The sequence below is a fragment of the Burkholderia sp. BCC0322 genome (genome assembly GCF_902833045.1).
Taxonomy (GTDB): Bacteria; Pseudomonadota; Gammaproteobacteria; order Burkholderiales; family Burkholderiaceae; genus Burkholderia.
Genome location: NZ_CADFDU010000011.1, coordinates 18,579 through 44,756, shown reverse-complemented (window position 1 = coordinate 44,756; position 26,178 = coordinate 18,579). Strand labels below are relative to the sequence as shown.

General features: G+C 66.0%; 27 protein-coding genes and 1 tRNA gene. 8 read left to right on the top strand and 20 right to left on the bottom strand.

What is annotated here, in order from left to right; genetic code table 11:
• Nucleotides 1-18: 18 nt before the first annotated feature.
• Nucleotides 19-954 (bottom strand): RNA polymerase sigma factor RpoH, encoded by a 936-nt coding sequence (rpoH, locus tag HWX39_RS26170; RefSeq protein WP_175970683.1) that lies wholly within the window; start codon nucleotides 952-954, stop codon nucleotides 19-21.
• 359 nt (nucleotides 955-1,313) lie between these two features.
• On the opposite strand from rpoH, the gene HWX39_RS26165 reads away from it, so the two are divergent.
• Complete coding sequence (locus tag HWX39_RS26165; protein WP_175970813.1) at nucleotides 1,314-1,883, top strand: acyloxyacyl hydrolase; 570 nt, start codon at nucleotides 1,314-1,316, stop codon at nucleotides 1,881-1,883.
• A gap of 45 nt (nucleotides 1,884-1,928) precedes the next feature.
• Nucleotides 1,929-2,312 (top strand): nuclear transport factor 2 family protein, encoded by a 384-nt coding sequence (locus HWX39_RS26160; RefSeq protein WP_011353245.1) that lies wholly within the window; start codon nucleotides 1,929-1,931, stop codon nucleotides 2,310-2,312.
• 143 nt (nucleotides 2,313-2,455) lie between these two features.
• Here the strand turns inward: HWX39_RS26160 and leuA are convergent, their stop codons facing one another.
• Nucleotides 2,456-4,102 (bottom strand): 2-isopropylmalate synthase, encoded by a 1,647-nt coding sequence (leuA, locus tag HWX39_RS26155; protein WP_175970812.1) that lies wholly within the window; start codon nucleotides 4,100-4,102, stop codon nucleotides 2,456-2,458.
• Between the two features lie 380 nt (nucleotides 4,103-4,482).
• The gene (ybiB, locus tag HWX39_RS26150) at nucleotides 4,483-5,457 is read right to left on the bottom strand and encodes a DNA-binding protein YbiB (protein ID WP_175970682.1); all 975 of its coding nucleotides are present in this window, start codon (nucleotides 5,455-5,457) and stop codon (nucleotides 4,483-4,485) included.
• Between the two features lie 192 nt (nucleotides 5,458-5,649).
• On the opposite strand from ybiB, the gene maiA reads away from it, so the two are divergent.
• Nucleotides 5,650-6,294 carry a maleylacetoacetate isomerase gene (gene maiA, locus HWX39_RS26145; protein ID WP_175970681.1) on the top strand — a complete coding sequence of 215 codons (645 nt, stop codon included), beginning with the start codon at nucleotides 5,650-5,652 and terminating at the stop codon, nucleotides 6,292-6,294.
• Between the two features lie 85 nt (nucleotides 6,295-6,379).
• On the opposite strand, the gene ftsY is transcribed toward maiA, so the two are convergent.
• The gene (gene ftsY / locus HWX39_RS26140) at nucleotides 6,380-7,534 is read right to left on the bottom strand and encodes a signal recognition particle-docking protein FtsY (protein ID WP_175970680.1); all 1,155 of its coding nucleotides are present in this window, start codon (nucleotides 7,532-7,534) and stop codon (nucleotides 6,380-6,382) included.
• A gap of 216 nt (nucleotides 7,535-7,750) precedes the next feature.
• On the opposite strand from ftsY, the gene rsmD reads away from it, so the two are divergent.
• From rsmD to HWX39_RS26125, 3 genes are all read left to right on the top strand, one after another.
• The gene (gene rsmD, locus HWX39_RS26135) at nucleotides 7,751-8,365 is read left to right on the top strand and encodes a 16S rRNA (guanine(966)-N(2))-methyltransferase RsmD (RefSeq protein WP_175970679.1); all 615 of its coding nucleotides are present in this window, start codon (nucleotides 7,751-7,753) and stop codon (nucleotides 8,363-8,365) included.
• A 111-nt stretch (nucleotides 8,366-8,476) separates the two neighbouring features.
• Nucleotides 8,477-8,974 carry a pantetheine-phosphate adenylyltransferase gene (gene coaD / locus HWX39_RS26130; protein WP_039346084.1) on the top strand — a complete coding sequence of 166 codons (498 nt, stop codon included), beginning with the start codon at nucleotides 8,477-8,479 and terminating at the stop codon, nucleotides 8,972-8,974.
• A 59-nt stretch (nucleotides 8,975-9,033) separates the two neighbouring features.
• Nucleotides 9,034-9,300, top strand: a complete 267-nt coding sequence (locus HWX39_RS26125; RefSeq protein WP_175970678.1) for a YfhL family 4Fe-4S dicluster ferredoxin — start codon at nucleotides 9,034-9,036, stop codon at nucleotides 9,298-9,300.
• 84 nt (nucleotides 9,301-9,384) lie between these two features.
• Here the strand turns inward: HWX39_RS26125 and hisC are convergent, their stop codons facing one another.
• The 8 genes from hisC to HWX39_RS26085 all read right to left on the bottom strand — a co-directional run bounded on the left by hisC (nucleotide 9,385) and on the right by HWX39_RS26085 (nucleotide 16,540).
• The gene (gene hisC / locus HWX39_RS26120; protein ID WP_175970677.1) at nucleotides 9,385-10,452 is read right to left on the bottom strand and encodes a histidinol-phosphate transaminase; all 1,068 of its coding nucleotides are present in this window, start codon (nucleotides 10,450-10,452) and stop codon (nucleotides 9,385-9,387) included.
• A gap of 116 nt (nucleotides 10,453-10,568) precedes the next feature.
• On the bottom strand, nucleotides 10,569-11,168 hold the full coding sequence (pth, locus tag HWX39_RS26115; RefSeq protein ID WP_031403074.1) for an aminoacyl-tRNA hydrolase: 600 nt from the start codon (nucleotides 11,166-11,168) through the stop codon (nucleotides 10,569-10,571).
• A gap of 121 nt (nucleotides 11,169-11,289) precedes the next feature.
• Nucleotides 11,290-11,895 (bottom strand): 50S ribosomal protein L25/general stress protein Ctc, encoded by a 606-nt coding sequence (locus HWX39_RS26110; protein WP_175970676.1) that lies wholly within the window; start codon nucleotides 11,893-11,895, stop codon nucleotides 11,290-11,292.
• Nucleotides 11,896-12,056: 161 nt separating this feature from the next.
• Entirely contained in the window at nucleotides 12,057-13,013 is a 957-nt protein-coding gene (locus HWX39_RS26105) for a ribose-phosphate pyrophosphokinase (protein WP_069248896.1), read from the bottom strand.
• Between the two features lie 44 nt (nucleotides 13,014-13,057).
• A tRNA-Gln gene (locus tag HWX39_RS26100) sits at nucleotides 13,058-13,134 on the bottom strand.
• Between the two features lie 55 nt (nucleotides 13,135-13,189).
• Complete coding sequence (gene ispE, locus HWX39_RS26095; RefSeq protein WP_175970675.1) at nucleotides 13,190-14,071, bottom strand: 4-(cytidine 5'-diphospho)-2-C-methyl-D-erythritol kinase; 882 nt, start codon at nucleotides 14,069-14,071, stop codon at nucleotides 13,190-13,192.
• Nucleotides 14,072-14,096: 25 nt separating this feature from the next.
• A complete protein-coding gene (gene lolB / locus HWX39_RS26090) occupies nucleotides 14,097-14,717 on the bottom strand; it encodes a lipoprotein insertase outer membrane protein LolB (RefSeq protein WP_175970674.1) in 621 nt (206 codons plus the stop codon).
• Nucleotides 14,717-16,540, bottom strand: a complete 1,824-nt coding sequence (locus HWX39_RS26085) for a tetratricopeptide repeat protein (RefSeq protein WP_175970673.1) — start codon at nucleotides 16,538-16,540, stop codon at nucleotides 14,717-14,719. The genes lolB and HWX39_RS26085 overlap by 1 nt, the downstream gene beginning before the upstream one ends.
• 394 nt (nucleotides 16,541-16,934) lie before the next feature.
• Here HWX39_RS26085 and mutM point away from each other — a divergent pair, with 394 nt between their 5' ends.
• Entirely contained in the window at nucleotides 16,935-17,762 is an 828-nt protein-coding gene (gene mutM / locus HWX39_RS26080; RefSeq protein WP_034189270.1) for a bifunctional DNA-formamidopyrimidine glycosylase/DNA-(apurinic or apyrimidinic site) lyase, read from the top strand.
• 24 nt (nucleotides 17,763-17,786) lie between these two features.
• Nucleotides 17,787-18,893 carry an A/G-specific adenine glycosylase gene (mutY, locus tag HWX39_RS26075; protein ID WP_175970672.1) on the top strand — a complete coding sequence of 369 codons (1,107 nt, stop codon included), beginning with the start codon at nucleotides 17,787-17,789 and terminating at the stop codon, nucleotides 18,891-18,893.
• Nucleotides 18,894-19,092: 199 nt separating this feature from the next.
• Here mutY and HWX39_RS26070 read toward each other — a convergent pair whose 3' ends face one another.
• The 8 genes from HWX39_RS26070 to lptA form a co-directional block, all read right to left on the bottom strand.
• On the bottom strand, nucleotides 19,093-19,728 hold the full coding sequence (locus HWX39_RS26070) for an LON peptidase substrate-binding domain-containing protein (RefSeq protein WP_175970671.1): 636 nt from the start codon (nucleotides 19,726-19,728) through the stop codon (nucleotides 19,093-19,095).
• 27 nt (nucleotides 19,729-19,755) lie between these two features.
• Nucleotides 19,756-20,664: an RNase adapter RapZ gene (gene rapZ / locus HWX39_RS26065; protein WP_175970670.1), complete on the bottom strand. Its 909-nt coding sequence runs from the start codon at nucleotides 20,662-20,664 to the stop codon at nucleotides 19,756-19,758.
• A gap of 75 nt (nucleotides 20,665-20,739) precedes the next feature.
• Nucleotides 20,740-21,708 (bottom strand): HPr(Ser) kinase/phosphatase, encoded by a 969-nt coding sequence (gene hprK, locus HWX39_RS26060; protein ID WP_011353227.1) that lies wholly within the window; start codon nucleotides 21,706-21,708, stop codon nucleotides 20,740-20,742.
• 129 nt (nucleotides 21,709-21,837) lie between these two features.
• A complete protein-coding gene (locus HWX39_RS26055) occupies nucleotides 21,838-22,377 on the bottom strand; it encodes a PTS sugar transporter subunit IIA (RefSeq protein WP_226201053.1) in 540 nt (179 codons plus the stop codon).
• A 169-nt stretch (nucleotides 22,378-22,546) separates the two neighbouring features.
• Complete coding sequence (raiA, locus tag HWX39_RS26050; RefSeq protein ID WP_006477786.1) at nucleotides 22,547-22,906, bottom strand: ribosome-associated translation inhibitor RaiA; 360 nt, start codon at nucleotides 22,904-22,906, stop codon at nucleotides 22,547-22,549.
• A gap of 157 nt (nucleotides 22,907-23,063) precedes the next feature.
• Nucleotides 23,064-24,569, bottom strand: coding sequence for an RNA polymerase factor sigma-54 (locus HWX39_RS26045; protein ID WP_175970669.1), 1,506 nt, complete (start codon nucleotides 24,567-24,569; stop codon nucleotides 23,064-23,066).
• A gap of 159 nt (nucleotides 24,570-24,728) precedes the next feature.
• Nucleotides 24,729-25,505 carry an LPS export ABC transporter ATP-binding protein gene (lptB, locus tag HWX39_RS26040; RefSeq protein ID WP_011353224.1) on the bottom strand — a complete coding sequence of 259 codons (777 nt, stop codon included), beginning with the start codon at nucleotides 25,503-25,505 and terminating at the stop codon, nucleotides 24,729-24,731.
• Entirely contained in the window at nucleotides 25,502-26,167 is a 666-nt protein-coding gene (gene lptA / locus HWX39_RS26035) for a lipopolysaccharide transport periplasmic protein LptA (RefSeq protein WP_012329239.1), read from the bottom strand. The genes lptB and lptA overlap by 4 nt, the downstream gene beginning before the upstream one ends.
• Between the last annotated feature and the right edge of the window lie 11 nt (nucleotides 26,168-26,178).

The window sequence follows — 26,178 nt, the reverse complement described above, 5'->3', positions numbered from 1 at the left end:
GCTCTAAATCGCAGCGATTTACGCGTATTCGGCGAGGGCGGTGCGCATCTTTTTCATGGCGCTCGCTTCGATCTGGCGGATGCGTTCCGCCGACACACCGAACTCGGCGGCGAGATCGTGCAGCGTCGAGCCGCCCGAGCCGTCGTCGTCGACGTGCAGCCAGCGCGCTTCGATGATGCGGCGGCTGCGCGCGTCGAGTGCGTCGAGTGCCTGCGCGATGCCGTCCGTCTGCAGCGTGTCACGCTGACGTGCGGCGAGCACGGCGGTCGGTTCGTTGTGCGAGTCGGCCAGGTAGGCGATCGGCGCGTACGACTCCTCGCCGTCTTCGACCTGCCCTTCGAGCGCGATGTCGCCGCCCGACAGGCGCGTTTCCATTTCGGTCACGTCTTCGCGCTTGACGTTGAGCTCTTGCGCGAGGCCGTCGATTTCCTCGGGCGTCATCGCCTGCATGCTCTTCTTGTGGCTGCGCAGGTTGAAGAACAGCTTGCGCTGCGCCTTCGTCGTCGCGACCTTCACCATGCGCCAGTTGCGCAGGATGTACTCGTGGATCTCGGCCTTGATCCAGTGGATCGCATACGACACGAGACGCACATTCTGAGCCGGATCGAAGCGCTTCACGGCCTTCATCAGGCCGATGTTGCCTTCCTGGATCAGGTCGCCGTGCGGCAGGCCGTAGCCGAGGTAGTTGCGCGCGATCGACACGACGAGCCGCAGGTGCGACAGCACGAGGCGGCGTGCCGAGTCGAGATTGTTGCCTTCACGGAATTCGGTTGCGTACTGGCGTTCCTCTTCGGCGGTCAGCAGCGGAATGCGATTGACGGCCTGGATATACGCGTCGATGTTGCCAAGCTGGCCCGGCAACATCGAGTGGGCTGCGAGCGCCAGCGAGCCTGCCGATTCGGCCTTGGCCGGCGTGGGGCTCAGGGTGTTCGGGAGGGTCAGGGCGTTGCTCACTAAAAAACTCCTTTGGAATCAGGGACAAACCCCCGGTCTCGAATGAGATTCCGTGGGCCATCTTAGCACTCCCGCAAGATGAGTGCTAATTCCTTAGAGCAAGCGTGGGCATCGGAGTTCCCATTTTTCTATCAAGAAAGTCGAGTCGATAGTCTATTCTGCGACCGGGGCGGCGAAGCGAAGTTCCGTAAGCCGTTGTTTCTGATGGTTATCAGTAGACGATTTCAATTTTTGTCGTTTTGGAAGGAAGCCATTTCGCTTTGTGATGCCGATCCGAAAAGTCCTTTACCATACCATTCAGTTCGCTTGAGCCGGCCAGAGCGGCAGGCTCCATTCAACCCACAAAGTTGGAGTGTCAGATGAACAATAAGAAGAATCGCTGGCCCCGCAGCCGGCTTGCGCTGCACGCGATGCTGGCGGCGTCCCTTCTCGGCGGATCAGGTGCGGCATGCGCGGATCGATGGGGGATTCAGGCGGGCGGCGGTTTTTCGGATCGCCACGGTGTCGACAAGGCCGATCTCGGCGTGGTGTGGGATCCGGGCTGGAACTGGTGGGAAATCGGCGGCTGGCACTTCGCGTTCGTCGTGGAAGGACACGCCGGCTACTGGCACACGGGCGGCAACGTCCACGGCAGCATTGGCGAATTCGGCGTGACGCCGATGTTCCGCTTCATCAAGAGCGCCGGGGAGATTCGCCCGTTCATCGAGGCCGGCGGCGGCGTCAGGCTGCTGACGCACCCGACGATCTCGGATCATTTCTCGATGGGGACCGCGTTCCAGTTCGCGCCGACGGCGGGGGTGGGCGTGCAGTTCGGCCAACGGCAACAGTATCAGGTCGGCTACCGTTTTGAACATGTGTCTAACGCGGGTATCAAAGAGCCGAATCCTGGTATAAATTTCCACCAGTTCTACTTGCAGTACAACTTCTGATCCGCATGCCCGCGCACGGCGTGCGCGTTGCCGAGGAGTCAGGCGATGGCGAAGGTGGTCGATGCGATCCGCGCGCTCGAGCGCGATCGGTTCCGGGCGATGGTGGACGGGGACGGCGAGGCGCTCGACGCGCTTTTGTCGGACAAGGTGTTCTTCGTGCACACCAACGGCAAACGCGAAACCAAGCAGCAGTTCATCGACGCCATCGTCGCCGGCCGCCGTCGCTATCGCCAGATCGAAATCCAGTCGCAGGACGTGCTGCCCGTCGGCGATGAAACCTGCATCGTCACCGGCCGCGCGTTGATCGAGATGGAAACGAACAACGGTGGCCTGGTCTTCCCGATTGCCTATACCTCCGTCCACACCCACGAACAGGGCCGCTGGAGCCTGTTCGCGTGGCAGGCGACGCGGTGCGCGACCGAGACATGAGCGCGCGTGGCGCTCCTTTCCATGTCCCGACCGAAGCGGCCTTCTGGGCCGCTTTTTGCTGCCTCGTGCGGCGCGGATCGCGCGGCGCACGGGCGGTCACGCCCCGCTCGCTGACGGTTGAACCCTGAAACGGAACCTGGCGCTCAGGCCGCCGCGCGGTGATCCACGTAGTGCCAGGCCGAGCGGTTGATTGCGCTGACGACCGCGTCGAGCGCGGCGCTCGTCATATCCGCGTGCAGGCCGACGCCGTGCCGCAGCGGCGCATTGCCGACCCGGCAGCCGACCGATACCGCGACCCGCCCATCCGTCGTGCGCGCGTGTTCGCACGACGCGATGTCGATCGTCGCGCCGGCGGCCGCCGCGAATGCCGCGGCCAAACGTCGCACGGCATCGTCGGGCGTCGTATCCGCCGAGGGCGCCGTCGCGATCTCGCGGTTCTGCCAGCGCGCGCCGTTGCCGTGGCGCGCGGCCGGCCCGTCGGTGTCGAAGAATTCGCGCGCGAACAGCGCGCAGATCGCGTCGCCCGTCACTTCCTCGCCGGACGCGTCGGCGAGCGTCTGCACCGCTTGGCTGAATTCGATCTGCACGCGGCGCGTCGGCGTGAAGCCCATCCCGCGTTCGAGCAGGAACGTCGCGCCGCCTTTGCCGGACTGGCTGTTCACGCGAATCACCGCGTCATAGCTGCGGCCGAGGTCGGCCGGGTCGATCGGCAGGTACGGCACTTCCCAGGCCGCGTCGGGGCGCTGCTGCGCGAAGCCCTTGCGGATCGCGTCCTGGTGCGAGCCCGAGAACGCGGTGAACACGAGGTCGCCCGCGTACGGATGGCGCGGATGCACGGGAATCTGGTTGCAGCGTTCGACGACCCGGCGCACGGCGTCGATGTCGGAGAAATCGAGGCCCGGATCGATGCCCTGCGTGTAGAGATTCAGCGCGAGCGTGACGAGATCGACGTTGCCGGTGCGTTCGCCATTGCCGAACAGGCAGCCCTCGATGCGGTCGGCACCCGCGAGCAGGGCAAGTTCGGCCGCTGCGACCGCGGTGCCGCGATCGTTGTGCGGATGCACGGACAGCACGATGCTGTCGCGATACGCGAGGTTGCGGTCCATCCACTCGATCTGGTCGGCAAACACGTTCGGGCTCGCGGCTTCGACGGTGGCCGGCAGGTTGACGATCATCTTGTGATCGCGGGTCGGCCGCCAGGTCTGCGCGACCGCGTCGCAGATCTCGCGCGCGAACGTCAGCTCGGTCACGCTGAAGGTTTCCGGCGAGTACTGGAAGGTCCACTGCGTGTCGGGGCGTGCGGCGGCGTGTTCCTTGATGATGCGCGTGCCGTCGATCGCGAGCGCCTTCACGTCGGCTTTCGACATCCCGAACACGATGCGGCGGAACGACGGGCAGACCGCGTTGTACAGGTGCACGATCGCGCGCGGCACGCCTTCGAGCGCGTCGAACGTACGGGCGATCAGGTCTTCGCGCGCCTGCACGAGCACTTCGATCGTCACGTCGTCGGGAATCCGCTTGTCGTCGATCAGCTTGCGGACGAAATCGAAGTCGGTTTGCGACGCCGACGGAAAACCGACTTCGATCTCCTTGAACCCGATCGCAATCAGCATCTCGAAGAACTCGAGCTTCTGCTCGATGCTCATCGGCTCGATCAGCGACTGGTTGCCGTCGCGCAGGTCGGTGCTCATCCAGACGGGCGCGCGCTCGATGGTGCGCGACGGCCATTTGCGGCCATTGAGGCGGACGGGCTCGAACGGACGGTACTTGTCTTGCGGATTGCGCTGCATCTTCTGGACCTCGGGTCTCAAGTCGCGAGCGAAGACGGGCGGCATGGGCGACGGTTGGCGCTGCCTCGCTCCGCGGCACGTGAACGCGCTGCGGATGCGGATGATCTTCGCGAGTCGGCCGACGGATAGACGGACGAACGCTGACGACTTCGGGTTGTAAAAACTGCGAGAGGGGTACTGCGAGGAACTGCTGGGAGGGACCGTGCGGACAGCACACGGCGCTACGAAAGCCTTAGGCTAGTCGTAGCGATAGCGGCCGCGCTAGGCGGCCGGAGGTAATTCGGAGGGTGTTCGGATAGGAACGCATGACGGCAACTCTATGCCAGGATGCGCTCGCGTGTCAAATGCCCTGCAAGCGGAGCCGGTTCGCGAGCGTGCCGTCAGCGCGCGATGCGGGCGATCCGCACGATCGTCGCGACCTGCCGGGTGACCGTGTCGGGCACCGGTACTTCGCCGCGCAATACGGCGTCCGTCCACGCGGCCGTCGTGGCCGCATCGCGCGATTCGGGCAGGGTGACAGGGGGCGCATCGGTCGACGAGCGCTCGGCCTCGATCAGCGTGTCGCATACGCCGTCGTGCAGCCAGTCGACCTGCACCTGGCGCCGCGTGTCGGCAACGGCTTCGCCCTCGGTGCCGCGTGCCAGCAGCGCGCCGCCGAGCGCGGCGTCCGGATGGTCGCGGAACAATTGAGCCAGGCTGTCGCGGTACGGCGGGTGCGTGTAGTTGACGAGCCGCAGGCCGGCCGGCGCGAACGGCTGCAGGATCTTCACGAGCGTGTGCGTCGAGTTGCGCACGCCGAGCACGCTGCGCATCGACAGCAGGCGTGCAATGCGCGGCGCCAGCACCTCGATCGACGCGAACGCGACGCGGCGCTCGGCAAGCGTGTCCTCGATCGCATCGTGCGACGTCGACGGCGCGAGTGACAGCGCCGAGAAGATCTCGGCACTCGTCACGCGGCCCGGATCCTGCTCGACGCCATGCACGAGCACCGGCACGCCTTCGCGCGCGAGCAGCAGCGCGAGCAGCGGCACGAGGTTCGGCTGCTTGCGCGCGCCGTTGTAGCTCGGGATCGACACGGGGCGGAACGCGGCGTCCTGCACGTGCACCGGCTCGAACGACGCCTGCGCGGCGGCGAGCATTGCGGCCAGTTCGTCGGCGGATTCGCCCTTCAGCCGATAGGCGATCAGGATCGCGCCGAGTTCGACGTCCGACACACGCGCGTCGAGCATCGCACGATAGAGCTCGAACGTGTCCTCGGCGGACAGTGCGCGCGCACCGTTCGGGCCGCGGCCGATTTCCTTGATGAAGCGGGCGCACGGGAATGGAACGGAGGCGGGATCGTGGGAAGCGGTCATCGGGGCGTGGGGCGGGCGGCCGGCATCGGGCCGCGTTGTGAGCGGTGAGGAATGCCTCGAGTATCGCACGGGTGCGGCCGTCGCAAGCGAGGCCGCACGGCGCGGCGCGCTACACTCTGATTCCCGGCGGTGCGCGCCGGCTGCGCCGCGCCCATGCCGTCGCCGGCCGAATACGACTACGAGAGACATCCCATGAAGCTTTACAGCTATTTCCGCAGTTCCGCGTCGTACCGCGTGCGGATCGCCCTGAACCTGAAGCGGCTGCCGTTCGACTATGTCCCGGTGCACATGCTGCGCGACGGCGGAGAGCAACTGAAGGACGCGTACCGCGCGCTGAATCCGGATGCGGTCGTGCCGACGCTGATCGACGGCGACGCGACGCTGCAGCAGTCGCTCGCGATCATCGAATATCTCGAGGAAACCCATCCGGAACCGGCGCTGCTGCCGAAGCAGCCGGTCGATCGCGCGTATGTGCGTGCGGTCGCGCTGCAGATCGCGTGCGAAATCCATCCGCTCGACAACCTGCGCGTGCTGAAGTACCTGAAGCACGCGCTGAAGGTGCCCGAGGAGGCGAAGAACGCGTGGTACCGGCACTGGATCGAGGCGGGCTTCGAAACGCTCGAGACGCGTCTCGCGAGCGATCCACGCACCGGCAAGCTGTGCTTCGGCGACACCCCGACGCTTGCCGACATATGCCTCGTGCCGCAGGTGTTCAACGCGAACCGCTTCTCGATCGACACGACGCGCTATCCGACGATCCAGCGGATCGTCGACCATGCGTCGACGCTCGATGCGTTCAAGGCCGCCGAGCCTGGCGTGCAGCCCGACGCCGAATGAGCGCGGCGCGCCCGGGCCATGCATGACCGGGCGCGCATGAAAAAGGGCGCCCGAAGGCGCCCTGTGCGATGCGTGCCGGCGGAGTTCAGCCGAGCAGCGCGTCCGCGAATTCGACCGCGCTGAACGGCTGCAGATCCTCGACCTTCTCGCCGACGCCGATGAAGTACACCGGCACCGGGCGCTGCCGCGCGATCGCGGCGAGAATCCCGCCCTTCGCGGTGCCGTCGAGCTTCGTGACGATGAGGCCGGTGAGGCCGAGCGCGTCGTCGAATGCCTTGACCTGGGTGAGCGCGTTCTGGCCGGTGTTCGCATCGATCACCAGCAGCACTTCGTGCGGTGCGCCGTCATGCGCCTTCGCGATCACGCGCTTCACCTTCTTCAGCTCTTCCATCAGGTGGAGCTGCGTCGGCAGGCGGCCGGCCGTGTCGGCCATCATCACGTCGATCTTGCGTGCGCGCGCGGCGCTGACCGCGTCGAAGATCACCGCGGCCGGATCGCCGCTTTCCTGCTGCACGACCGTCACGTTGTTGCGCTCGCCCCAGACCACCAACTGTTCGCGCGCGGCCGCGCGAAACGTGTCGCCCGCGGCCAGCAGCACCGACTGGTCGAAGCTCTGCAGGTGCTTCGCGAGCTTGCCGATGCTGGTCGTCTTGCCCGCACCGTTCACGCCGGCGATCATCATCACGAGCGGCTGTGCGCGGCCGAGCATCAGCGATTTCTCGAGCGGCGTCAGCAGTTCGACGAGCAGGTCGTGCAGCGCGGATTTCACCTGCTGCGGGTCGGTCAGGCGGCCCGTACGTACCTTTTCGCGCAGCGCGCCGAGCAGGTACTCGGTCGCGTCGACGCCCGCGTCGGACATCAGCAGCGCGGTTTCGAGTTCCTCGTACAGATCCTCGTCGATCTTCGTGTTGACGAACACGCCGGTGATGCTCGAGCCCGTCTTGGCGAGCCCCGTTTTCAGGCGCGCGAGCCACGATTTCTTCGCGGTGGCGTCCTGCAGCGGCGGCGGGACGATTTCGACCGTCTCGACGACTTCGTCGCGTCCGTCGTTGGTCGGCGTGACCGTCATCACGACGGCCGGCGCGGCCGGTTGCGCGGGCGCTTGCGGCAGGTCGGCCGCAGGCGGGGCCTCGACTGCGGGCGCATCGGACGGCTCGTCCGTTTGCTGCGCGTCGGCCGATTGCGATTCCGCCGGATCGGGCTCCTGCGTTTTCTTGAATCGTTTGAAGAAGCTGAACATGGTCTGGCGTCGGGAAGAGGGTGGGCCGCCGCCAGGGGCGGGGCACCGGACGGGCCGTCCTGCGTTCGCGCGGGCGCGGCGCACGGCGGCCGAAACCGTGCATTTTATCAGTGCGGCGTGGCGCTCGCGTCAGTGCGCGCCGCCGCTGTGGTAACGTGCGCCTGTTTAGCGGTGCGCCCTCGCGCGCGCCCGGTCCCTCCGTCGTCGATATTCCGTATGTCCCGTTCTTCTCCCGGCCGCCCGGCGGCCCCTTCTGGCCGCGGCAAGCCGCACACGATCCGCATCATCGGCGGTGACTGGAAACGCACGCCGCTCGCGGTGCTCGATCTCGACGGCCTGCGGCCGACGCCCGATCGCGTGCGCGAGACGCTGTTCAACTGGCTCGGCCAGGATCTCGAAGGCCGGCGCTGCCTCGACCTGTTCGCGGGTACCGGCGCGCTCGGCTTCGAGGCTGCGTCGCGCGGCGCGGCGAGCGTCGTGATGGTCGAACGCCATCCGCGCGCCGCGCAGCAATTGCGTGCCATCAAGGACAAGCTCGGCGCACGCGCGGTCGAAGTCGCCGAAGCCGATGCGTTGCGGCTCGCGGCCGGGCTCACGCCGGGCGCGTTCGACGTCGTGTTTCTCGATCCGCCGTTCGGTGATTCCGCTGCGCTCGAGCGCGCGATCACGCTGTCGGCGCCGCTCGTCGCGGCAGGCGGCGCGCTGTACGTCGAAACGGGGGCGGCGCTCGATCCGGCCGCGCACGACGCGCTCGCGGGCTGGGAGGTCGTGAAGCACGGCAAGGCAGGTGCGGTTCACTATCATTTGCTGCGGCGCGAAAATGATGAATAATGCGCGTTCCATACGAGGCGGCGCGCCGCAAAGGCGACGCGTGCCCATCTCGGCGGCGGCGTGCGCATCGCACGGCTGCCATCCCGTTTGCGTGATGACAGGAGGAGCGACATGGTAGTCGCCGTGTATCCCGGTACGTTCGATCCGCTGACGCGCGGGCACGAAGACCTCGTGCGGCGTGCGTCGAGCATTTTTGATACGCTGGTGGTCGGCGTTGCCGACAGCCGCGCGAAAAAGCCGTTCTTCTCGCTGGAAGAACGTCTGACGATTGCGAACGAGGTGCTCGGCCATTATCCGAACGTGAAGGTGATGAGTTTCACCGGCCTCCTGAAGGATTTCGTCCGCACCAACAATGCGCGCGTGATCGTGCGCGGCCTGCGCGCCGTGTCCGATTTCGAATATGAGTTCCAGATGGCGGGGATGAACCGCTATCTGCTGCCCGACGTCGAGACGATGTTCATGACGCCGTCCGACCAGTACCAGTTCATCTCGGGGACGATCGTGCGCGAAATCGCGCAGCTGGGCGGCGATGTCAGCAAGTTCGTGTTCCCGTCCGTCGAGAAGTGGCTGACCGAGAAAGTCGCCGCGATCGGAGGCCCTGCCGCGTGACGCGGCGCCGGCCGGTTTCGTCGAGAAGCCGGTCGCCGGCCTGAAGAAGTGAGATCAGTATGGCTTTGATGATTACCGACGAGTGCATCAATTGCGACGTGTGCGAGCCCGAGTGCCCGAACGGCGCGATTTCGATGGGCCCGGACATCTACGTGATCGACCCGAGCAAGTGCACCGAGTGCGTCGGCCATTTCGACGAACCGCAGTGCCAGCAGGTGTGTCCGGTCGAATGCATTCCGCGCGATCCGCAGCATGACGAATCGCACGCGCAATTGATGGAGAAGTATCACGCGTTGACCGCCGGTAAGCGCGACGACGCGTCGTGACCCAGCGGTGACGCGCGCGCTCGAGTGCTTCGGTGCGCACGTTGCGCCTCCGGACCGGCGCCGCCTGGCGCCGGTTCTTTCGTTTCAGGCCAGCAGCTCGCGCAACGCCGCGACGAGCGCATCGCATTCGGCGTCCGTGCCGACGGTGATGCGCAGGTGCTGGTCGATCCGCGGCAGCCCGAAGTGCCGCACGAAAATTTCCCGATCCTTCAGCTTTGCCGCAATCGCACCCGCGTCGTGCGCGGGATGGCGCGCGAACACGAAATTCGCGGCCGACGGCACGATGTCGAAGCCGAGCGCGTCGAGCGCATGCGTGAGACGCGTCCGGCTGTCGATCACGCGCCGGCAGGTTGCGCTGAAATAATCGGTGTCTTCGTACGCGGCCTGCGCGGCGACCTGCGCAAGCCGGTCGAGCGGGTACGAGTTGAAGCTGTCCTTCACGCGGTTCAGCGCGTCGATCAGCGCCGCATCGCCGAACGCGAAGCCGACGCGCATGCCCGCGAGCGAGCGCGCCTTCGACGTCGTGTGTACGACGAGCAGGTTCGGGTAGCGGTCGATCAGCGTAATCGCGGACTGCGCGCCAAAATCGACATAGGCTTCGTCGACCACGACGACCGACGACGGATTCGCGGCCGCGATCCGCTCGACGTCGGCGAGCGGCAGTGCGCGCCCGGTCGGCGCGTTCGGATTGGGAAACAGTACGCCGCCGGCGTCGTCGAGATAGTCTTCGACGCGCATCGAGAAGTCGTCCGCGAGGGGCACGATCGACGTCCGGACGCCGTACAGGCGCGCATAGGTCGGATAGAAGCTGTACGTGATGTCGGGGAAGCGCAGCGGCCGGTCGTGCTTGAGCAGCGCGTGGAACGTGTGAGCGAGCACCTCGTCGGAGCCGTTGCCGACGAACACCTGCTCGGGCTTGATGTGGTGATGGGCTGCGACCGTCTCGCGCAGCGCGCGCGCAACCGGGTCGGGATAGCGGCGCAGCGTGTCGCCGGTTTCGCCGAGTTCGCGCGCGATCGCCGCGACGACGCGCGGCGACGGCGGATAGGGATTCTCGTTGGTGTTCAGCTTGACGGGGTGTGCGAGTGCGGGCTGTTCGCCCGGCACGTAAGGCACGAGTTGCTGAACGACGTCGCTCCAGTAACGGCTCACCGCTTGGCTCCTGTCGGGCAAAGCGACCAGATTACCGCATGTGCGGCAGGGTGGGGCGGGTAACACCGTCCGGCGACGAGCCGGACGGCTCGGGGCACCGCAGCGGTGCGATGCGGTCAGCTGCGATGCAGCTGCATGGTCGCGCGGTCGAGTTCGCCCTTGACGACCATCGGCATCACGGCGAGCGCGCGTTCGATCGACGCGTCGATCACGTCCTGCTCCTCGCGGCGCGGCGGCTTCAGCACGAAGTTCGCGACGTCGGGCTTCGCGCCCGCGCGCGCGCTTTCCGGAATCAGGTCGCGCGGATGGCCGATGCCGATCCGCAGCCGCCAGTACTGTTGCGATGACAGGTGCGCGGTGATGTCCTTCAGGCCGTTGTGGCCGCCGCTGCCGCCGCCGAGCTTCAGCTTCACGGTACCGGGCGGCAGGTCGAGCTCGTCGTGCGCGACGAGGATCTGGTCGGGCAGGATTTTGAAGAACTGCGCGAGCGCGACCACCGACTGACCGGAGCGGTTCATATAGGTTTGCGGCTCGAGCAGGTGGACTTCCTCGCCGTGCAGGCGCGCTTTCGCGTAGAAGCCGTGGAAGCGGCGTTCGTCGCGCAGCGTCGTGCCTGCTTCGCGGGCGAGCTGGTCGATCAGCCAGAAGCCGGCGTTGTGGCGCGTCGCGGTGTATTCCGCCCCGGGATTGCCGAGGCCGACGATCAGTTTGATCATGACGTTTCGAAGGCGGCAACTGCCGCCTGGGCACAGAAAAAGAAAAACCCGCCGGGCAAGCCGCGGCGGGTTGCGTCGACCGTTTCGTGAAACGGATCGATGGGGCGCGTGAGCAGCCCGCTTAGGCAGCCGGCGTTTCGCCTTCTGCTGCGTCCGACACGGCGCCAGCCGGAACCGTCGCCGATGCGATAACCGGGTTTTCCGCGTCGACGTGCGCGACCAGCGCGACGCCCTTCGGCAGCGTGATGTCCTTCGCGTGCAGCGATTGACCGGCTTCGATCTTCGACAGGTCGACTTCGAGGAACTCCGGCAGGTCAGCCGGCAGGCACTCGATTTCGATTTCCGTCGCGACGTGCGAAACGATCGCGCTCGACAGCTTCACGGCCGGGCTGACTTCAGCGTTCAGGAAGTGCAGCGGTGCCTTCGTGTGCAGCTTCTTCTTCGCGTCAACGCGTTGGAAGTCCACGTGCAGCACCAGTTGCTTGAACGGGTGATATTGCACGTCGCGCAGCAGAACCTGTTGCGACTGGCCAGCCACTTCGAGGTCGAGGATCGACGAGTGGAAAGCTTCCTTCTTCAGGGCGTGCCACAGGGCGTTGTGATCGAGTTCGATCTTTTGCGGGGCTGCTTCGCCACCGTAAACGATACCCGTGGTCTTACCAGCGTTGCGCAGGCGGCGGCTCGCACCCGTACCTTGCTCTTGGCGCTCGAAAGCGACGACTTTCATGTGATTCTCCAATAGCTGCCCGCGACCAGGCAGTAAAACGGGGCCGTCAAACTGCGGCCCCCGATGAAACGGACGGGGTTTCGTCTATCCCGTCCGATTGTGCAAAAAGCGAAGCGTTGCCGCTTCGCTTTCTGCGCATGCTTTGTTCAGTCGATTCGCGATCAGGATTCCGCGAACAGCGACATCACCGAGTCGCCGCGGCGGATCCGCGAGAACGTTTCGGCCAGCAGGCTCGCGCTCGTCAGCGAACGGATCTTCGAGCAGCCGAGCGATTCGGCGGACAGCGGGATCGTGTCGGTGACAACCAGCTCGTCGAGCGCCGATGCGGCGATACGATCAGCTGCGCCACCCGACAGCACCGGGTGCGTCGCGTACGCGAACACCTGCTTTGCGCCGCGCTCTTTCAGCACTTGTGCGGCCTTGCAGAGCGTGCCTGCCGTATCGACCATGTCGTCCATGATCACGCAGGTGCGGCCTTCGACTTCACCGATGATGTTCATCACTTCGGAGACGTTCGCCTTCGGGCGACGCTTGTCGATGATCGCGAGATCGCAGTTGAGCTGCTTCGCGAGTGCCCGGGCACGCACCACGCCGCCGACGTCCGGCGACACGACGAGCAGATCCGGGTAGTTCTGCTTGCGCAGGTCACCCAGCAGGATCGGCGTTGCGTAGATGTTGTCGACCGGGATGTCGAAGAAGCCTTGAATCTGGTCGGCGTGCAGATCCATCGTGATGATCCGCTCGACGCCTGCGATTTCCAGCATGTTCGCGACGACCTTCGCCGAGATCGCGACACGCGCCGAACGCGGGCGGCGATCCTGACGGGCGTAACCGAAGTAGGGGATGGCTGCAGTGATCCGGCCGGCAGATGCGCGCTTGAGCGCATCGACCATGATCATCAGTTCCATCAGGTTGTCGTTCGCCGGTGCGCACGTGGATTGCAGGACGAAGACGTCCTTGCCACGCACGTTTTCCTGGATCTCGACCTGGATCTCGCCGTCGGAGAAACGGCTGACCATTGCTTTGCCGAGGGGAATTCCAAGGATATTGACGACTTCCTGGGCGAGCGCGGGATTCGCGTTGCCAGTAAAAACCATCAGGCCGTCATGGCTGCTCATCGTGCACCTGCTTCGGGCTTAGGCGGGAAATGCGGGAAAATTTTTGGCAGGGGAGGAAGGACTCGAACCCTCGCATGCCGGAATCAAAATCCGGTGCCTTGACCAACTTGGCGACTCCCCTACACTTAACTGATAACTTCACCGGACTTGTGTAGGCCATCCGGCAAAATAAAACTTCATGACGCGAAAGCGAAGAGCGGATGCTCGTTCAGGCTCTCGGCAACTGCACCGTTCCAGCCGGTGGGCAGCTTGGCTTGCGCCGCTTCTGCCTCATGCTTGCTGCGAAACGCTGCAAACACGCTTGCTCCGGAGCCGGTCATCCTCGCGGGGGTCACATCATACAACCATTTGACCACCTGCGCAACTTCCGCGTACTTACTTGTCACAACTTGCTGCATATCGTTCCGACCGAAACTGTCCGGCCATCCCGCATCGCTGCTTTGCTGTGCAAGAAAGTCCGTAATTGTGACGCGCTTCGAATCTCTTGTCAACAACTTATCTGAAAATATTTCAGCGGTTGGGACGTGAACGCGAGGCGTTACAACCAAGAACCAGCGAGTCGGCAATTGTACCTCAGCTAATTCTTCTCCGATACCCTCTGCGAATGCATTTTTTCCAAAAATAAAAAACGGAACGTCCGCGCCGAGTTTTACCGCGAGCGACTGAAGCTCCGCGCGCGGCAGGTCGAGTTGCCACAGGCGGTTCAGCGCGAGCAGCGTCGTCGCCGCGTCGGAACTGCCGCCGCCGAGGCCGGCCCCCATCGGCAGGCACTTGTCGATCTCGATGTCGACGCCGTGCGCGGTGCCCGTATGCGCTTTCAGCAAGTTGGCCGCGCGCACGACGAGGTCGCTTTCCTCGGGCACGCCGGGCACGTCGGTGACACGTGCGACGCGACCGTCGTCGCGTAGCGTGAAGTGCAGCGTGTCGCCCCAGTTCAGCAACTGGAACACGCTCTGCAGATCGTGATAGCCGTTCTCACGGCGGCCGGTGATGTGCAGGAACAGGTTGAGTTTCGCGGGCGCAAGGCAGTTGCGCAGCGAGCGGGTCGAATCGGTCATGCGTATGTCTGGGCTAGGCGGGTGCTCACTGATCGAGCACGAGCTTGATGTCGAGCGGCGGTGTCGCGCGCACGAGGTTGACGCGTTTGACGCCCGTGGCCGGGGCATCCGCGTAGGCAAGGTAGTCGATCGTCCAGCCGTCCTGGCGGATCTGCTTGACGCGCGTGCCGTCAGCCGGATCGGGCACCGTCTCCGCGGGCGTTGCCGGCGCGGCTGTCGGCAGCAGCCAGTAGCGCAGGCCCGCGAGCGGCAGTTCGAAGCCGAGCGTTTTCTGCATCAGGTCGCCGACGTCCGGCGCATATTGCGTCGGACGGTTCGGCAATTCGAGCGATGCCGCCTGCGGCGTCGACTTCACGACGGCGAGCGTCTGGCCGAGCGGGCTGCGAAGTTCGAGCGATACGTCGTCGCCGTGCTCCTGCCAGTCGAAGTTACCGTACACGTTCTGCTGCTTGCCGAGGCGGTCGTCGTACTGCACCGCAAAACGGCCATGGTAAGCGTGAGTTGCCGCGGTCGGCAGCGCCGTGCCGGCCGGCGTGCCGGCCGACGGCGGTGTGCTCGCGCAGCCGGCGAGCGCAAGCGCCGCGCCGACTGCGGCCAGCGTGCGCTGCGCGCGGAAGGACCGGAAAAACGTCGGGAACATCTGCATCAGAGACCGTTGATCTGGAGGCGTTTCAGCGTTTGCACGAGCGTTTCGTTGTCCGGCTCGAGCTTCTGTGCGTCACGCCACGCGGAACGTGCGTCGTCCTGCGCGCCGCTCTTCCACAGCACTTCGCCGAGATGCGCACCGATCTCTGCGTTCGGCTGCAGTTCGTACGCACGCCGCAGCACCTTCGCCGCGCCGGCCGTATCGCCCATCCGGTACTTTACCCAACCGAGGCTGTCCATGATGTAGGCGTCGTTCGGCGCGAGCGCCATCGCCTTGTCGATCAGCTTGCTGGCTTCGGGCAGCCGCTGGTTGCGGTCGGCGAGCGAATAGCCGAGCGCGTTGTACGCCTGCGGATTATCGGGCTGCGTGCGGATCAGCTCGCGCAGCTGCTTTTCCATCGTCGTGTAGTGGCCGGTCTTTTCGGCCGCCATCGCGTAGTCGTAGCGCAGGTCGGGATCGTCAGGGAAGTCCTGGACCGCCTGCCCGAGCCGTGCCTCGGCTTCCGGATAGCGCTTCGCGGTGAACAGGATCGATGCGTCGGTGCGTGCGACCACGGCCGCATCGCGCGGATCCGTGATCGGCAGGTCGTCGAGCACCTTGCGCGCCTCGTCGGTCTTGCCCTGTTTCTGCAGCAGTTGCGCGCGCGTGATCTGCGCGGGGAGGTAGTGCTGACTCGTCTGGTCGACCTTGTCGAGCCATTGCGACGCCTGCCCATCGTTGTTCTGGTCGATCGCGATCTGCGCGAGGTAGATGTAGCCCTGGCCGACGTCGAGGTTCGGCTGCTTGTCGCCGAGCTGTACGTACTGCTTCAGGTAGACGGTCGCTTCGTCGAGCTTCTTCTGCTGGATCTTGATCAGCGCGAGCGCCATCAGCGGCGTCGGATCCTTCGAGTCGAGCTTGCGCATCGTCTCGAACTGCTTCTGCGCGTCGTCGAGGCGATCGTCGGCGAGATAGAGTTGTGACAGCGCGAGCCGCGCATCGCGCGACTTCGGATTCTGCTGAACATACTTCTCGAACGACACGATGCCCGCCGCGCGTTCCGCGGGCCCCATCTGCGACAGCATCAGGGCCGCCGGCAGGTAGTCGGGGCGGATCTGCAGCGCCTGCTTCAGCGACTGCGCGGCGCCGTCCTTGTCGTCGACCGCGAGCTGCTGGCGCGCGATCGCGAGCTGGGCTTCGGGCCGGTTCAGGTCGTTCTTCAGCATGTCCTTCAGCACCGCGAGGCCGCCGACGCGGTCGGGGCCGCGCACCAGCAACGCCTGCAGCGCGAGGATCGCCGGGCCGCGCGTCTCGCCGGTCGCCCGGGCCAGCTCGCGCGCGAGCATCGGCTGCGCGTCGGCCGGCTTGCCGGCCAGCACCAGCAGCGCGGCGTCGACCTGCGATGCGCGATTCGAATCCGGTGCGTACTGGCGCCACAGGTTCGCGGCGGACAGCGCATCGGCCGGGCTCTGCGCGCCCAGCGCAATTTCGGTCGCGCGCTGCGCCATGCGCGGATCGCGCGTGTCGCGGGCGAGCGCGAGGTAGGTCTGGTAGGCCGGCGCGGGCTGGTTACGCTGCAGCGCGACCTCGGCGGCGAGCACCTGGTAGACGATCTGGCTCGTCAGCGGAACGCCGGGGAGATTCTTCTGCTCGTCCGGCATCACATGCTCGAACGCACCCTGCGACTCCGCGTCGTCCGATGCCGGATCCTGCGCGTGAGCCGGGAAGGCGGTGAGGGTCCAGGCGGCAAGCAGCGCGGCGCCGAGTGCGCGGCGGACCGGGAAGGCGCGCGCGCCGCGCACGGCGGCGGGGCGCTTCAGAAGCAGCTTCGAGGGCAGGGTCATGGAAATCCGTTCGATGTTTCAACCGATTGTAACGCGCTCGCTACAATACACGCACGATCGTGATAGGGTCTGTTTACATATGGAACGCACATGCGAATGCCCGAAATTGCCCGCATGGCAAGAAGCGAGGAGTGCCGTTTGGCGAGCCAAACGCCCCGAAGGAAGTCCCCTTGGGGGACAAGCGACGAGCGACGCCGCCATGCGGGCAATTTCGGGCATTCCCGTGACAGGAATTTTTTAATTTGGGGTTGCCACGAGAACGGCCGCTCGCCGCGTTGCGCTTCTTGCGAATACGTGAGTATTCGCGGCGTCGCGCGCCTCGCGAGCGGCCGTTCTCGTGGCAACGCATGAGCGTTCCATATGTAAACAGACCCTAGTCTCAGACCCGCAAAACATGCCAGAGTTGCCAGAAGTCGAAGTCACGCGCCGGGGCATCGAGCCCTTTGTCGCGGGCCGCCGCGTCGAGCGTGTCGACGTCCGTACCGAGATGCTGCGCTGGCCCGTGCCGGCCGGGCTCGCCGAGCAGTTGCGCGCACGTGAGGTGCTCGCCGTCGAGCGTCGCGGCAAGTACCTGCTGTTCGAGGTCGACGCGGGCTGGTTCATCGTCCATCTCGGCATGACGGGCACGCTGCGCGTGCTGCCCGCGGCGGGCGTGCCGGTCGCCGCGAAGCATGACCACATCGACTGGATCTTCGACGAATTCGTGCTGCGGTTCCGTGATCCGCGCCGCTTCGGTGCGGTGCTTTGGCACCCGCGCGAAGCAGGTGACGTCCATGCGCATCCGCTCCTCGCGAGCCTGGGCGTCGAGCCGTTCTCGCCGGCGTTTACCGGGGCGCTCCTGCACGCGCGCACGCGCGGCCGTACCGTGTCGGTCAAGCAGGCGCTGCTCGCGGGAGACATGGTCGTCGGCGTCGGCAACATCTATGCGTCGGAGAGCCTGTTTCGCGCCGGCATCCGGCCGACGACGGCCGCCGGCAAGGTGTCGCTGCCGCGCTACGAGCGGCTGGCCGACGCAGTGCGCGCAACGCTTGCCGACGCGATCGAGCGCGGCGGCAGCACATTGCGCGATTTTGTCGGCAGCAACGGCGAAAGCGGCTATTTCCAGCTCGACTGCTTCGTCTACGACCGTGCGGGCCAGCCATGCCGCGTATGCGGCACGCCGATCCGCCAGATCGTGCAAGGTCAGCGGTCGACCTATTTCTGCCCGACCTGCCAGCGTTGAAACCTTTTTCCACGACTAGATAACTTGAAGCCGCCCCGCATCGCCCCCGCACCGTTCCCCGTCACGCCGCTGCATCGCACGTTCGCCTCGCGCCTGGTCGCGTGGCAGCGCGAGCATGGCCGCCACGACCTGCCGTGGCAGAACACCCGTGATCCGTACCGGATCTGGCTGTCGGAAATCATGCTGCAGCAGACGCAGGTATCGACCGTCATCCCGTATTACACGCGCTTTCTCGAACGTTACCCCGACGTCGCCGCGCTCGCGGCTGCGCCGACCGACGACGTGATGGCGCTCTGGGCGGGGCTCGGCTACTACTCGCGCGCGCGCAACCTGCACCGCTGCGCGCAGGTCGTCGTCGCCGAGCACGGCGGTGCGTTTCCGGCGACGCCCGACGCGCTGGCCGAACTGCCTGGCATCGGCCGTTCGACGGCCGCGGCGATCGCGTCGTTTGCGTACGGCGCGCGCGCAACGATTCTCGACGGCAACGTGAAGCGCGTGCTTGCGCGGGTATTCGGCGTCGAGGGCTTCCCGGGCGAGAAGCGCGTCGAGAACGACATGTGGGCGCTCGCCGAATCGCTGTTGCCGGACGCCGCGAACGCGGCCGACGTGAGCGCGTATACGCAGGGGCTGATGGATCTCGGCGCGACGCTGTGCATGCGTGGCAAGCCCGATTGCATGCGCTGCCCGTTCGCGGGCGACTGCGTCGCGCAATCGACGGGCCGCCAGCGCGAACTGCCGGCCGCGCGGCCGAAGAAGGCCGTGCCGACGCGCAAGACCTGGATGCTCGTGCTGCGCGACGGCGACGCCGTGCTGCTCGAGCGGCGGCCGCCGACCGGCATCTGGGGCGGGTTGTGGAGCCTGCCGCAAGCGGACGGCGACATTGCGCTCGCGGAGCTCGCACGCGGCTTCGGCGGCGGCGGCACGGTACCGCTCGCGCCGCTTACGCATACGTTCACGCATTTCCGGCTTGAGATCGAGCCGCGGTTGAGCGACATGGCCGACGCTGGAGGCCTGCCGTCGCACGCGCGGGATGCGGAAACCGCTTGGGTGCCGCTCAGCCGGCTCGATGCGTACGGGGTGCCGGCGCCGGTGCGCAAGCTGCTCGATGCACTGAGCGGGCCGCTGCTTTAACGAGACGAGAGCGGCGGTTCGCGCCATCACGAAAATGCCGGGCCGCCCCGGGGTTTTCCGCTCCGAAGGGCGTTCCCACGGGGAATGATTCCGTCGGCGCAGGGGCTGGCGCTAAGCGGCAGGTTCGAGGGGGCGCTCGAGAGCGCGCCGGGCCGCGTCTCTCGGGACGCGTGGCGCGAAGCGACCGGTCCGGAGGCGCTTACAGCCAGCCGTGCCGGTCGAGCACGTGGTGCACGGCGTCGATGCGTGCGCCGACGTCCGGAAACTCCATCAGCTTCTGCCGCGCGCGCAGGTCGAGCGGCAGCAGTTCCGCGAGACGGTTCGATACCCAGGTCGGATCGTCGAGGCGGAACGGTTCACCGAACGGCATTTTCTCCGGATCGGACTTCTTCAGTGCGTTGATGATGCGCTCGAGCACCTCGGCGCACGAGCCGAACTGCGCGAGCGCCTGCTCGCCTTCGAGCGGGATGTCGTCGGGTAGCGGCTCCGCGATGCCGACCAGCAGCCCGTTGCTTTCGACGCGATACGACAGCAGCTCGAAACGCTGCGTGCCGACTGCCTGCAGGTACAGCATGCCGAATTCACCGGTATCGCACTCGGTGATGCGCGCCATGCAGCCGATGGTCTCGGGCACCGACACCGCGCCGTCCTGCGCGACTTCCGGCCCGCTCTTGAGCAGGCACACACCGAACGGTGCGTTGTCGCGCAGGCACGCGCGGGACATGTCGAGATAGCGTGCCTCGAACACCTTGAGCGGGAGCAGCCCCCCCGGAAACAGCACTGTGTGCAGCGGAAACAGCGGCAGGTCGATCAGGGTGGTCGATAGGGAGGACATGGCGCGCGGGTGAAGGGACGGGCGTCGCTAGGGTCGGTCGACCTCGGAGACGAGCCGCGACGACGCGTCGACATCCACTGGCGCATCACGATGCCGCACGATCACGTTCGCCTCGTGCGCAAGGCGCGCGGCGAGCGTTTCCGCGATGAACACCGACCGATGCTGCCCGCCCGTGCAGCCGATGGCGACGGTCAGGTAGCTGCGGTTGTCATCGCGGAAGTGCGGCAGCCATTTCATCAGGAACGCATGGATGTCGTCGATCATCTGGTGGACGATCGGCTGTGCGTCGAGAAAGGCGATGACCGGCTGGTCGAGCCCGGTGAGCGGGCGCAACTCGTGGTCGTAGTACGGATTCGGCAGCGCGCGCACGTCGAACATCAAATCGGCATCGAGCGGCACGCCGCGCTTGAAGCCGAACGATTCGAACATCACCATCAGGTCGTTGCTCTTCTGCTCGATGAAGCGCTTGACCCACGTACGCAGCGCGTTCGCGCGCAGCGTGCTCGTGTCGATCTGGTGGCCGAATTCGGCGAGCGGCGCGACGAGGTGGCGCTCGCGCTCGATCGCTTCCTCGAGCGACGACAGCAGGCCGACGTCCGCATCGTGCGACAGCGAGCCGGACAGCGGGTGGCGGCGGCGCGTCTCGGAGAAGCGCTGGATCAGCGCCTGGGTGCTCGCGTTGAGGAACAGCACGCGCACGTCGTGCTCGCGCGACAGATCGCGGATCAGGCCGGGCATTTCGTCGAGCGACGTGCTCGAGCGTGCGTCGATCGCGACCGCGAGCCGATGCTGCCCATGCTCGGCGAGGTAGCGGGCGAGTTCGGGGAGCACGTGCGGCGGCAGGTTGTCGACGCAGTAAAAGCCTGCGTCTTCGAGCGCGTTCAGCGCGACGGACTTGCCTGAGCCGGAGATGCCGGTGATGAGGACGATGCGCATGGGAAGCAGAGAATCCTGACGTTTCATCATAGCACCGGCTCGACGCGTCGGCGTTGCGTGGCCGGCGCGTGAGGGTTACACCAGTTTGCCGGGGAACTGACTGTCGGGATCTTGCATCGCGAGTCGTTGCCGATCCATGAAATCGCGCAATGTGTCGATTCCGCGCAACTGCAGGATCGTGTTCCGGACGGCCGCCTCGACGAGCACCGCGAGGTTGCGGCCGGCCGCGACCTGGATCGTGACCTTGCTGATCGGCAAGCCGAGCACGTCGACGGTCTGGCTTTCGAGCGGCAGGCGCTGGAATTCGCCGTCGGGGCGCCGCACGAGCTGGACGATCAGCTTCAGCTTCATTTTCCGCCGCACGGCGGTTTCGCCGAAGATCGTCTTGATGTCGAGCAGGCCGAGGCCGCGCACTTCGAGCAGGTTCTGCAGCAGCGGTGGGCAGCGCCCTTCGACGAAATCGGGGCCAAGTCGGACGAAATCGACCGCGTCGTCGGCGACGAGGCCGTGGCCGCGGCTGATCAGCTCGAGGCCGAGCTCGCTCTTGCCGAGGCCCGAATCGCCGGTCAGCAGCACGCCCATCCCGAGGATGTCGATGAACACGCCGTGCAGCGTCGCGCGCGGCGCGAGGATGCGCGACATGTAGAGCCGCAGGCTGTCGATCACCGCGGCGGCCGACATCGGCGTCGTGAACAGCGGGGTCGACGAGCGCGTGCAGCGCAGCACCAGTTCGGGCGGCGCCGCGGCGCCGCCGGCGACAACGAGGAACGGCGGTTCGAGCGCGATCAGCTCGGCCATGTGGCGCGAGCGGTCTTCGTCGGTCTGCCGCTGGTAGTAGTCGATTTCGGCTTCGCCGAGCACCTGGATCCGGTTCGGGTGGATCAGGTTCAGGTGACCGACGAGGTCGGCGCTCGAGGTTGCGTTGCCGACGGTGTCGGCTGAAAAGCCGCGCTCCCAGCCTTCATGCCCCGTCAGCCAGCTCAGTTTCAGCGTGGCCGCGTTGTCGTCGAAGATGCTCTGGGCGTTGATGCTGGACGTATCCATGACTCTCGTCACTCCAATGGGCCGGTGCGTGCGCGTGGCGACGGACGTCGCCATGCCGGGCCGGCGCCGGGCGGTCCTGAACGGCGGCGTGTGCCGCCGCGTACGGGAAAATATTCCACCCGGATCAACTCAAGGTTGCCACTGAGTGAGCAGGCGATGCAACTCGGCGATATCCGTTTCGTTGTGCAGACGCTCGCGCGCGTCGCGATCGGACAGCAGTTGCGCGATTTCCGACAGGATCTCGAGGTGCTGCTGGGTGGCTTGCTCGGGCACGAGCAGGAAAATCAGGAGGCCGACCGGCTGGCCGTCGGGGGCTTCGAACGGAATCGCATCGGCGAGGCGGACGAACGCGGCGAGCGGGTGCTTGAGACCCTTGATGCGCCCGTGCGGAATCGCGACGCCTTCGCCGAGCCCGGTCGAGCCGAGGCGCTCGCGCGCGAACAGATTGTCCGTGACAGTGCTGCGGGCGATGCCGTTCTGATTCTCGAACATCAGCCCGGCTTGTTCGAACACGCGTTTCTTGCTGGTGACTGAGAGGTCGATGACGACGTTCTCTATGGGCAGGATTTTGGCTAGGCGATTCATGTTGGCAGGCGATTGGGCGGCCTGGGGTCCCCTTGCGGCGGCAGACTGATTATCCATGTTCGGCGATATCAAGGCGTTCGGCATCGGCAACGTGCAACGCAGCTACCGCATCCAGCGCCCCCCGGCGATAACCGGAACATTATAGAGCACAGCCGCGTGCGTGGCGCAGCGCGGGCGGACCGGTTGCACCACGGGCGCGGAGTCGCAAAAAAAACGCCCGGCGAACCGGGCGACGTGTGTGTTGCGGTGCAGGTTACTGCGGCGGCAGTTCGATCTGGTCGATCGACGGTTGAAGCTTGATCGGGTCGTGCGCGTGCGTTTGCAGGCGCTCCATGTGCTTGACGACCTGGCGGTCCAGCTTGTCGATCAGCAGGTCGATCGCGGCATACAGGTTACCGTTCGCGCTTTCGACGAAGATGTCCTTGCCCTTCAGGTGCAGGTTGATTTCCGCGCGCTGCTGCTTGTCCTTTTCCTTGTGGTTGTCGACCGAGAGGATCACAGTGCCATCGATCACCTGATCGCTATGCCGTAGCACCCTGTCCAGCTTGGTGATCACGTATTCGCGAATTGCAGGCGTGACTTCGAGATGATGTCCACTGATCTTCAGGTTCATAGTGCTTCTCCAAGCGAGTGACCACCCGGCCGCATCGAGGCGGCGCTCCGGTCGACTTGCCCGTGCCGCACGAGGCGGCGTATCGTGGACAGGTCGCCCGGCCTGTTCCCCGTGTGCGCGGTGGCCGGAACACGCCTGCCGCCGGGCAGGCAGCAGGCTAAAGAGACTTGCGCAGATTCACTGCCGGGATCTTGAGGGCTTCGCGATACTTCGCAACCGTGCGGCGCGCGACCACGAATCCTTGTTCTGCCAGCAGCTCGGCAATGCGGCTGTCCGAAAGTGGCGATTTAGGGTCTTCAGCTCCTATCAGTTGCTTGATGAGGGCTCGGATGGCAGTCGACGAAGCGGCGCCACCGGTGTCGGTCGAAACGTGAGATCCGAAGAAGTACTTAAATTCAAGCGTCCCGAACGGGGTCAGCATGTACTTCCCGGTTGTCACACGGCTGACAGTCGACTCGTGTAGGCCCAGCGTATCAGCAATTTCCCGCAAAACCAAGGGGCGCATGGCAATTTCACCGTGCGCAAAGAAGTTCTTTTGACGCTCGACAATCGCCTGCGCGACACGCAGGATCGTGTCGAAACGCTGCTGGATGTTTTTGATCAGCCAGCGTGCTTCCTGGAGCTGCTGCTTGAGCGAACCGGCCGACGGATCGCCGCGGCTGTTGCGCAGGATGTTCGCGTAGAGGTTGTTGATCCGCAGGCGCGGCACGACTTCCGGATTGAGCTCCGCGAGCCACCCCTGGCCGGCCTTCTTCACGATGATGTCGGGCACGACGTAGTCGGCCTCGGCCTTGCCGTACGCGGCGCCGGGGAACGGCTCCAGCGAGCGGATCAGCGTGTGCGCGTCGCGCAGCGCGTCGTCGCTCGCCTTCAGGTGCTTGCGCAGCCGCGTGAAGTCGCGGGCGGCGAGCAGTTCGAGATGCTGCGACACGATCTCGAGCGCGAGCGTGCGTGTCGGGGACGGATCGAGGCGCAGCAACTGCAGCTTCAGGCATTCGGATGCCGAGCGGGCGCCGACCCCTGCTGGATCGAAGCTGTGCAGCAGTGCGAGCGCCGCGTTCAGTTCGTCGCAGTCGATCTCCAGCTCGGGCGGCAGGTCGGCGAGCACTTCGTCGAGCGTGGCGGTCAGGTAGCCGTCGTCGTCGAGCGACTCGATCAGGAACATCACGAGCGCGCGATCGCGCGGGCTGGCCTGCGTGACGCGCAACTGTGCGGACAGGTGGTCGCGCAGCGACGTCGCCGCTTCCTGCACCTGCAGCGGCGGGAGGTCGTCGTCGTCGGACGCGCCGCTCGAGCGGCCGAATTCGTCGAGGTTCCACTGCGGGCCGTCGTTGCCGTCGCCGGACGCGTAACCGTCGTATTCGTCCGCGCCGGCCGGCTCGTCGCGCTCGGCGCGCTCGCTCGACGAACTGCTGCCGTTTGTCGCAGCGGGCTCGGTGTTCTGTGCGGGAGGCGTCTGCGCGATCAGCGATCCGTCCGCGGCGACACGCAGCGGGCTCGCGATCCATTCATCGTCGTTCTCGAGCAGCGGGTTCTGCGCGACGGCCATCGCGACTTCCTGCTGCAGTTCGAGCGTCGACAACTGCAGGAGCCGGATCGACTGCTGTAGCTGGGGCGTCAGCGCCAGATGTTGCGACAGGCGGAGTTGAAGGCTGGCTTTCATGGCGAGGAGGGAGTCATACCGGCAGTTTGCCACGACCCAGGCGCGTTGAGCCATCCGCGATTACGCGCGGCGCGCCGCCCGGCCGCGGGCATGGCCGCGAAGCGGGGCGCGGCCCCGCGCGGCAGCGCCGGGCGGGGTGCAGCCAGCCACGAGGAGGAGTTACATCCGGAAGTGTTCGCCGAGGTACACGCGGCGCACGCTTTCGTTTTCGATGATTTCGCTCGGTGCACCGGCGGCGAGCACCGAGCCGTCGCTGATGATGTAGGCGTGGTCGCAGATGCCGAGCGTTTCGCGGACGTTGTGATCGGTAATCAGCACGCCGATGTTGCGCTGCTTCAGGAACTTGACGATCTTCTGGATCTCGAGCACCGCGATCGGGTCGACGCCGGCGAACGGTTCGTCGAGCAGGATGAAGTTCGGGTTGGTCGCCAGCGCGCGCGCGATTTCGACCCGGCGCCGCTCACCGCCCGACAGCGACAGCGCGGGGTTTTCGCGCAGGTGGCCGATCTGCAGTTCGTCGAGCAGCGCTTCGGCGCGCGACGAGATCGCGTCCTTCGACAGCCGCTTGCCGTCTTCGCCGTGCTGCAGCTCGAGCACCGCGCGGATGTTCTCCTCGACGGTCAGCTTGCGGAACACGGACGCTTCCTGCGGCAGGTACGACAGGCCGAGCGACGCGCGCTTGTGGATCGGCAGCAGGCTGATCGAGCTGCCGTTCAGCGAGATCTCGCCCGCGTCGAGCGGCACGAGGCCGACGATCATGTAGAACGACGTGGTCTTGCCGGCGCCGTTCGGGCCGAGCAGGCCGACGACCTCGCCGCTCTTCACGTCGAGCGACACGTCCTTGACGACCGTGCGCGAGCCGTAGCGCTTCTTCAGGTTGCGGACGACGAGCGAGCTCGTCGTGCCGGCCGGCTGGCGGTTCGGTAGCGCGTTCATTGGCCCGGCGCCCCCTGGATCGTGGTCGACGGCGACAGCTTGGCAGGCGCGCCGTTCAGTGGCGCGGGGCCGCCGTTCTTCGGCGACAGCATCGCGCGCACGCGGCCGTTCGGGTTGCCCGGCGCGGCGACGTCCTTGCCGCCCTTCGCGGTGTAGAAGTCGCGCTGGCCGTCGTACGTGATCACGCTGCCGTGCACGGTATCGGCGATCGTCGACGTACCCTGCAGGCGGCGCACGGTCGCGGCGGTGGTCAGCGTGGTCAGGTCCTGCTTGCCGTCGTAGTCGATGCGCTCGGCGTCGCCGTCGATGTACTCGTCGAGGCCTTCGCGCTTCTGGCGGAACGTCGCGTGCTTCTTGCCGCTGCCGAACGACGTTGCGTACTGATAGCCTTCCGGGTCCTGGCGCACTTCGACGCGATCGCCCTTGATGATGATCGTGCCCTTCGTGATCACGACGTTGCCGGTCGCGACCGTGACCTGCTTCAGGTCGTCGTAGGTCAGGTTGTCGGCCTCGACGTTGATCGGCTTGTTCTGGTCGGCCTTCTCGGCATGGGCGAGCGGCGCCAGCCCGACCAGCGGGAGCGCCACGAGCGTCGCGGCAAGCGCGGCGCGGACGGCGCGCGCAGCGCCGCCGGAAATCTGTCGAGGGAACGGTTCGTTCATGCAGTCACGTG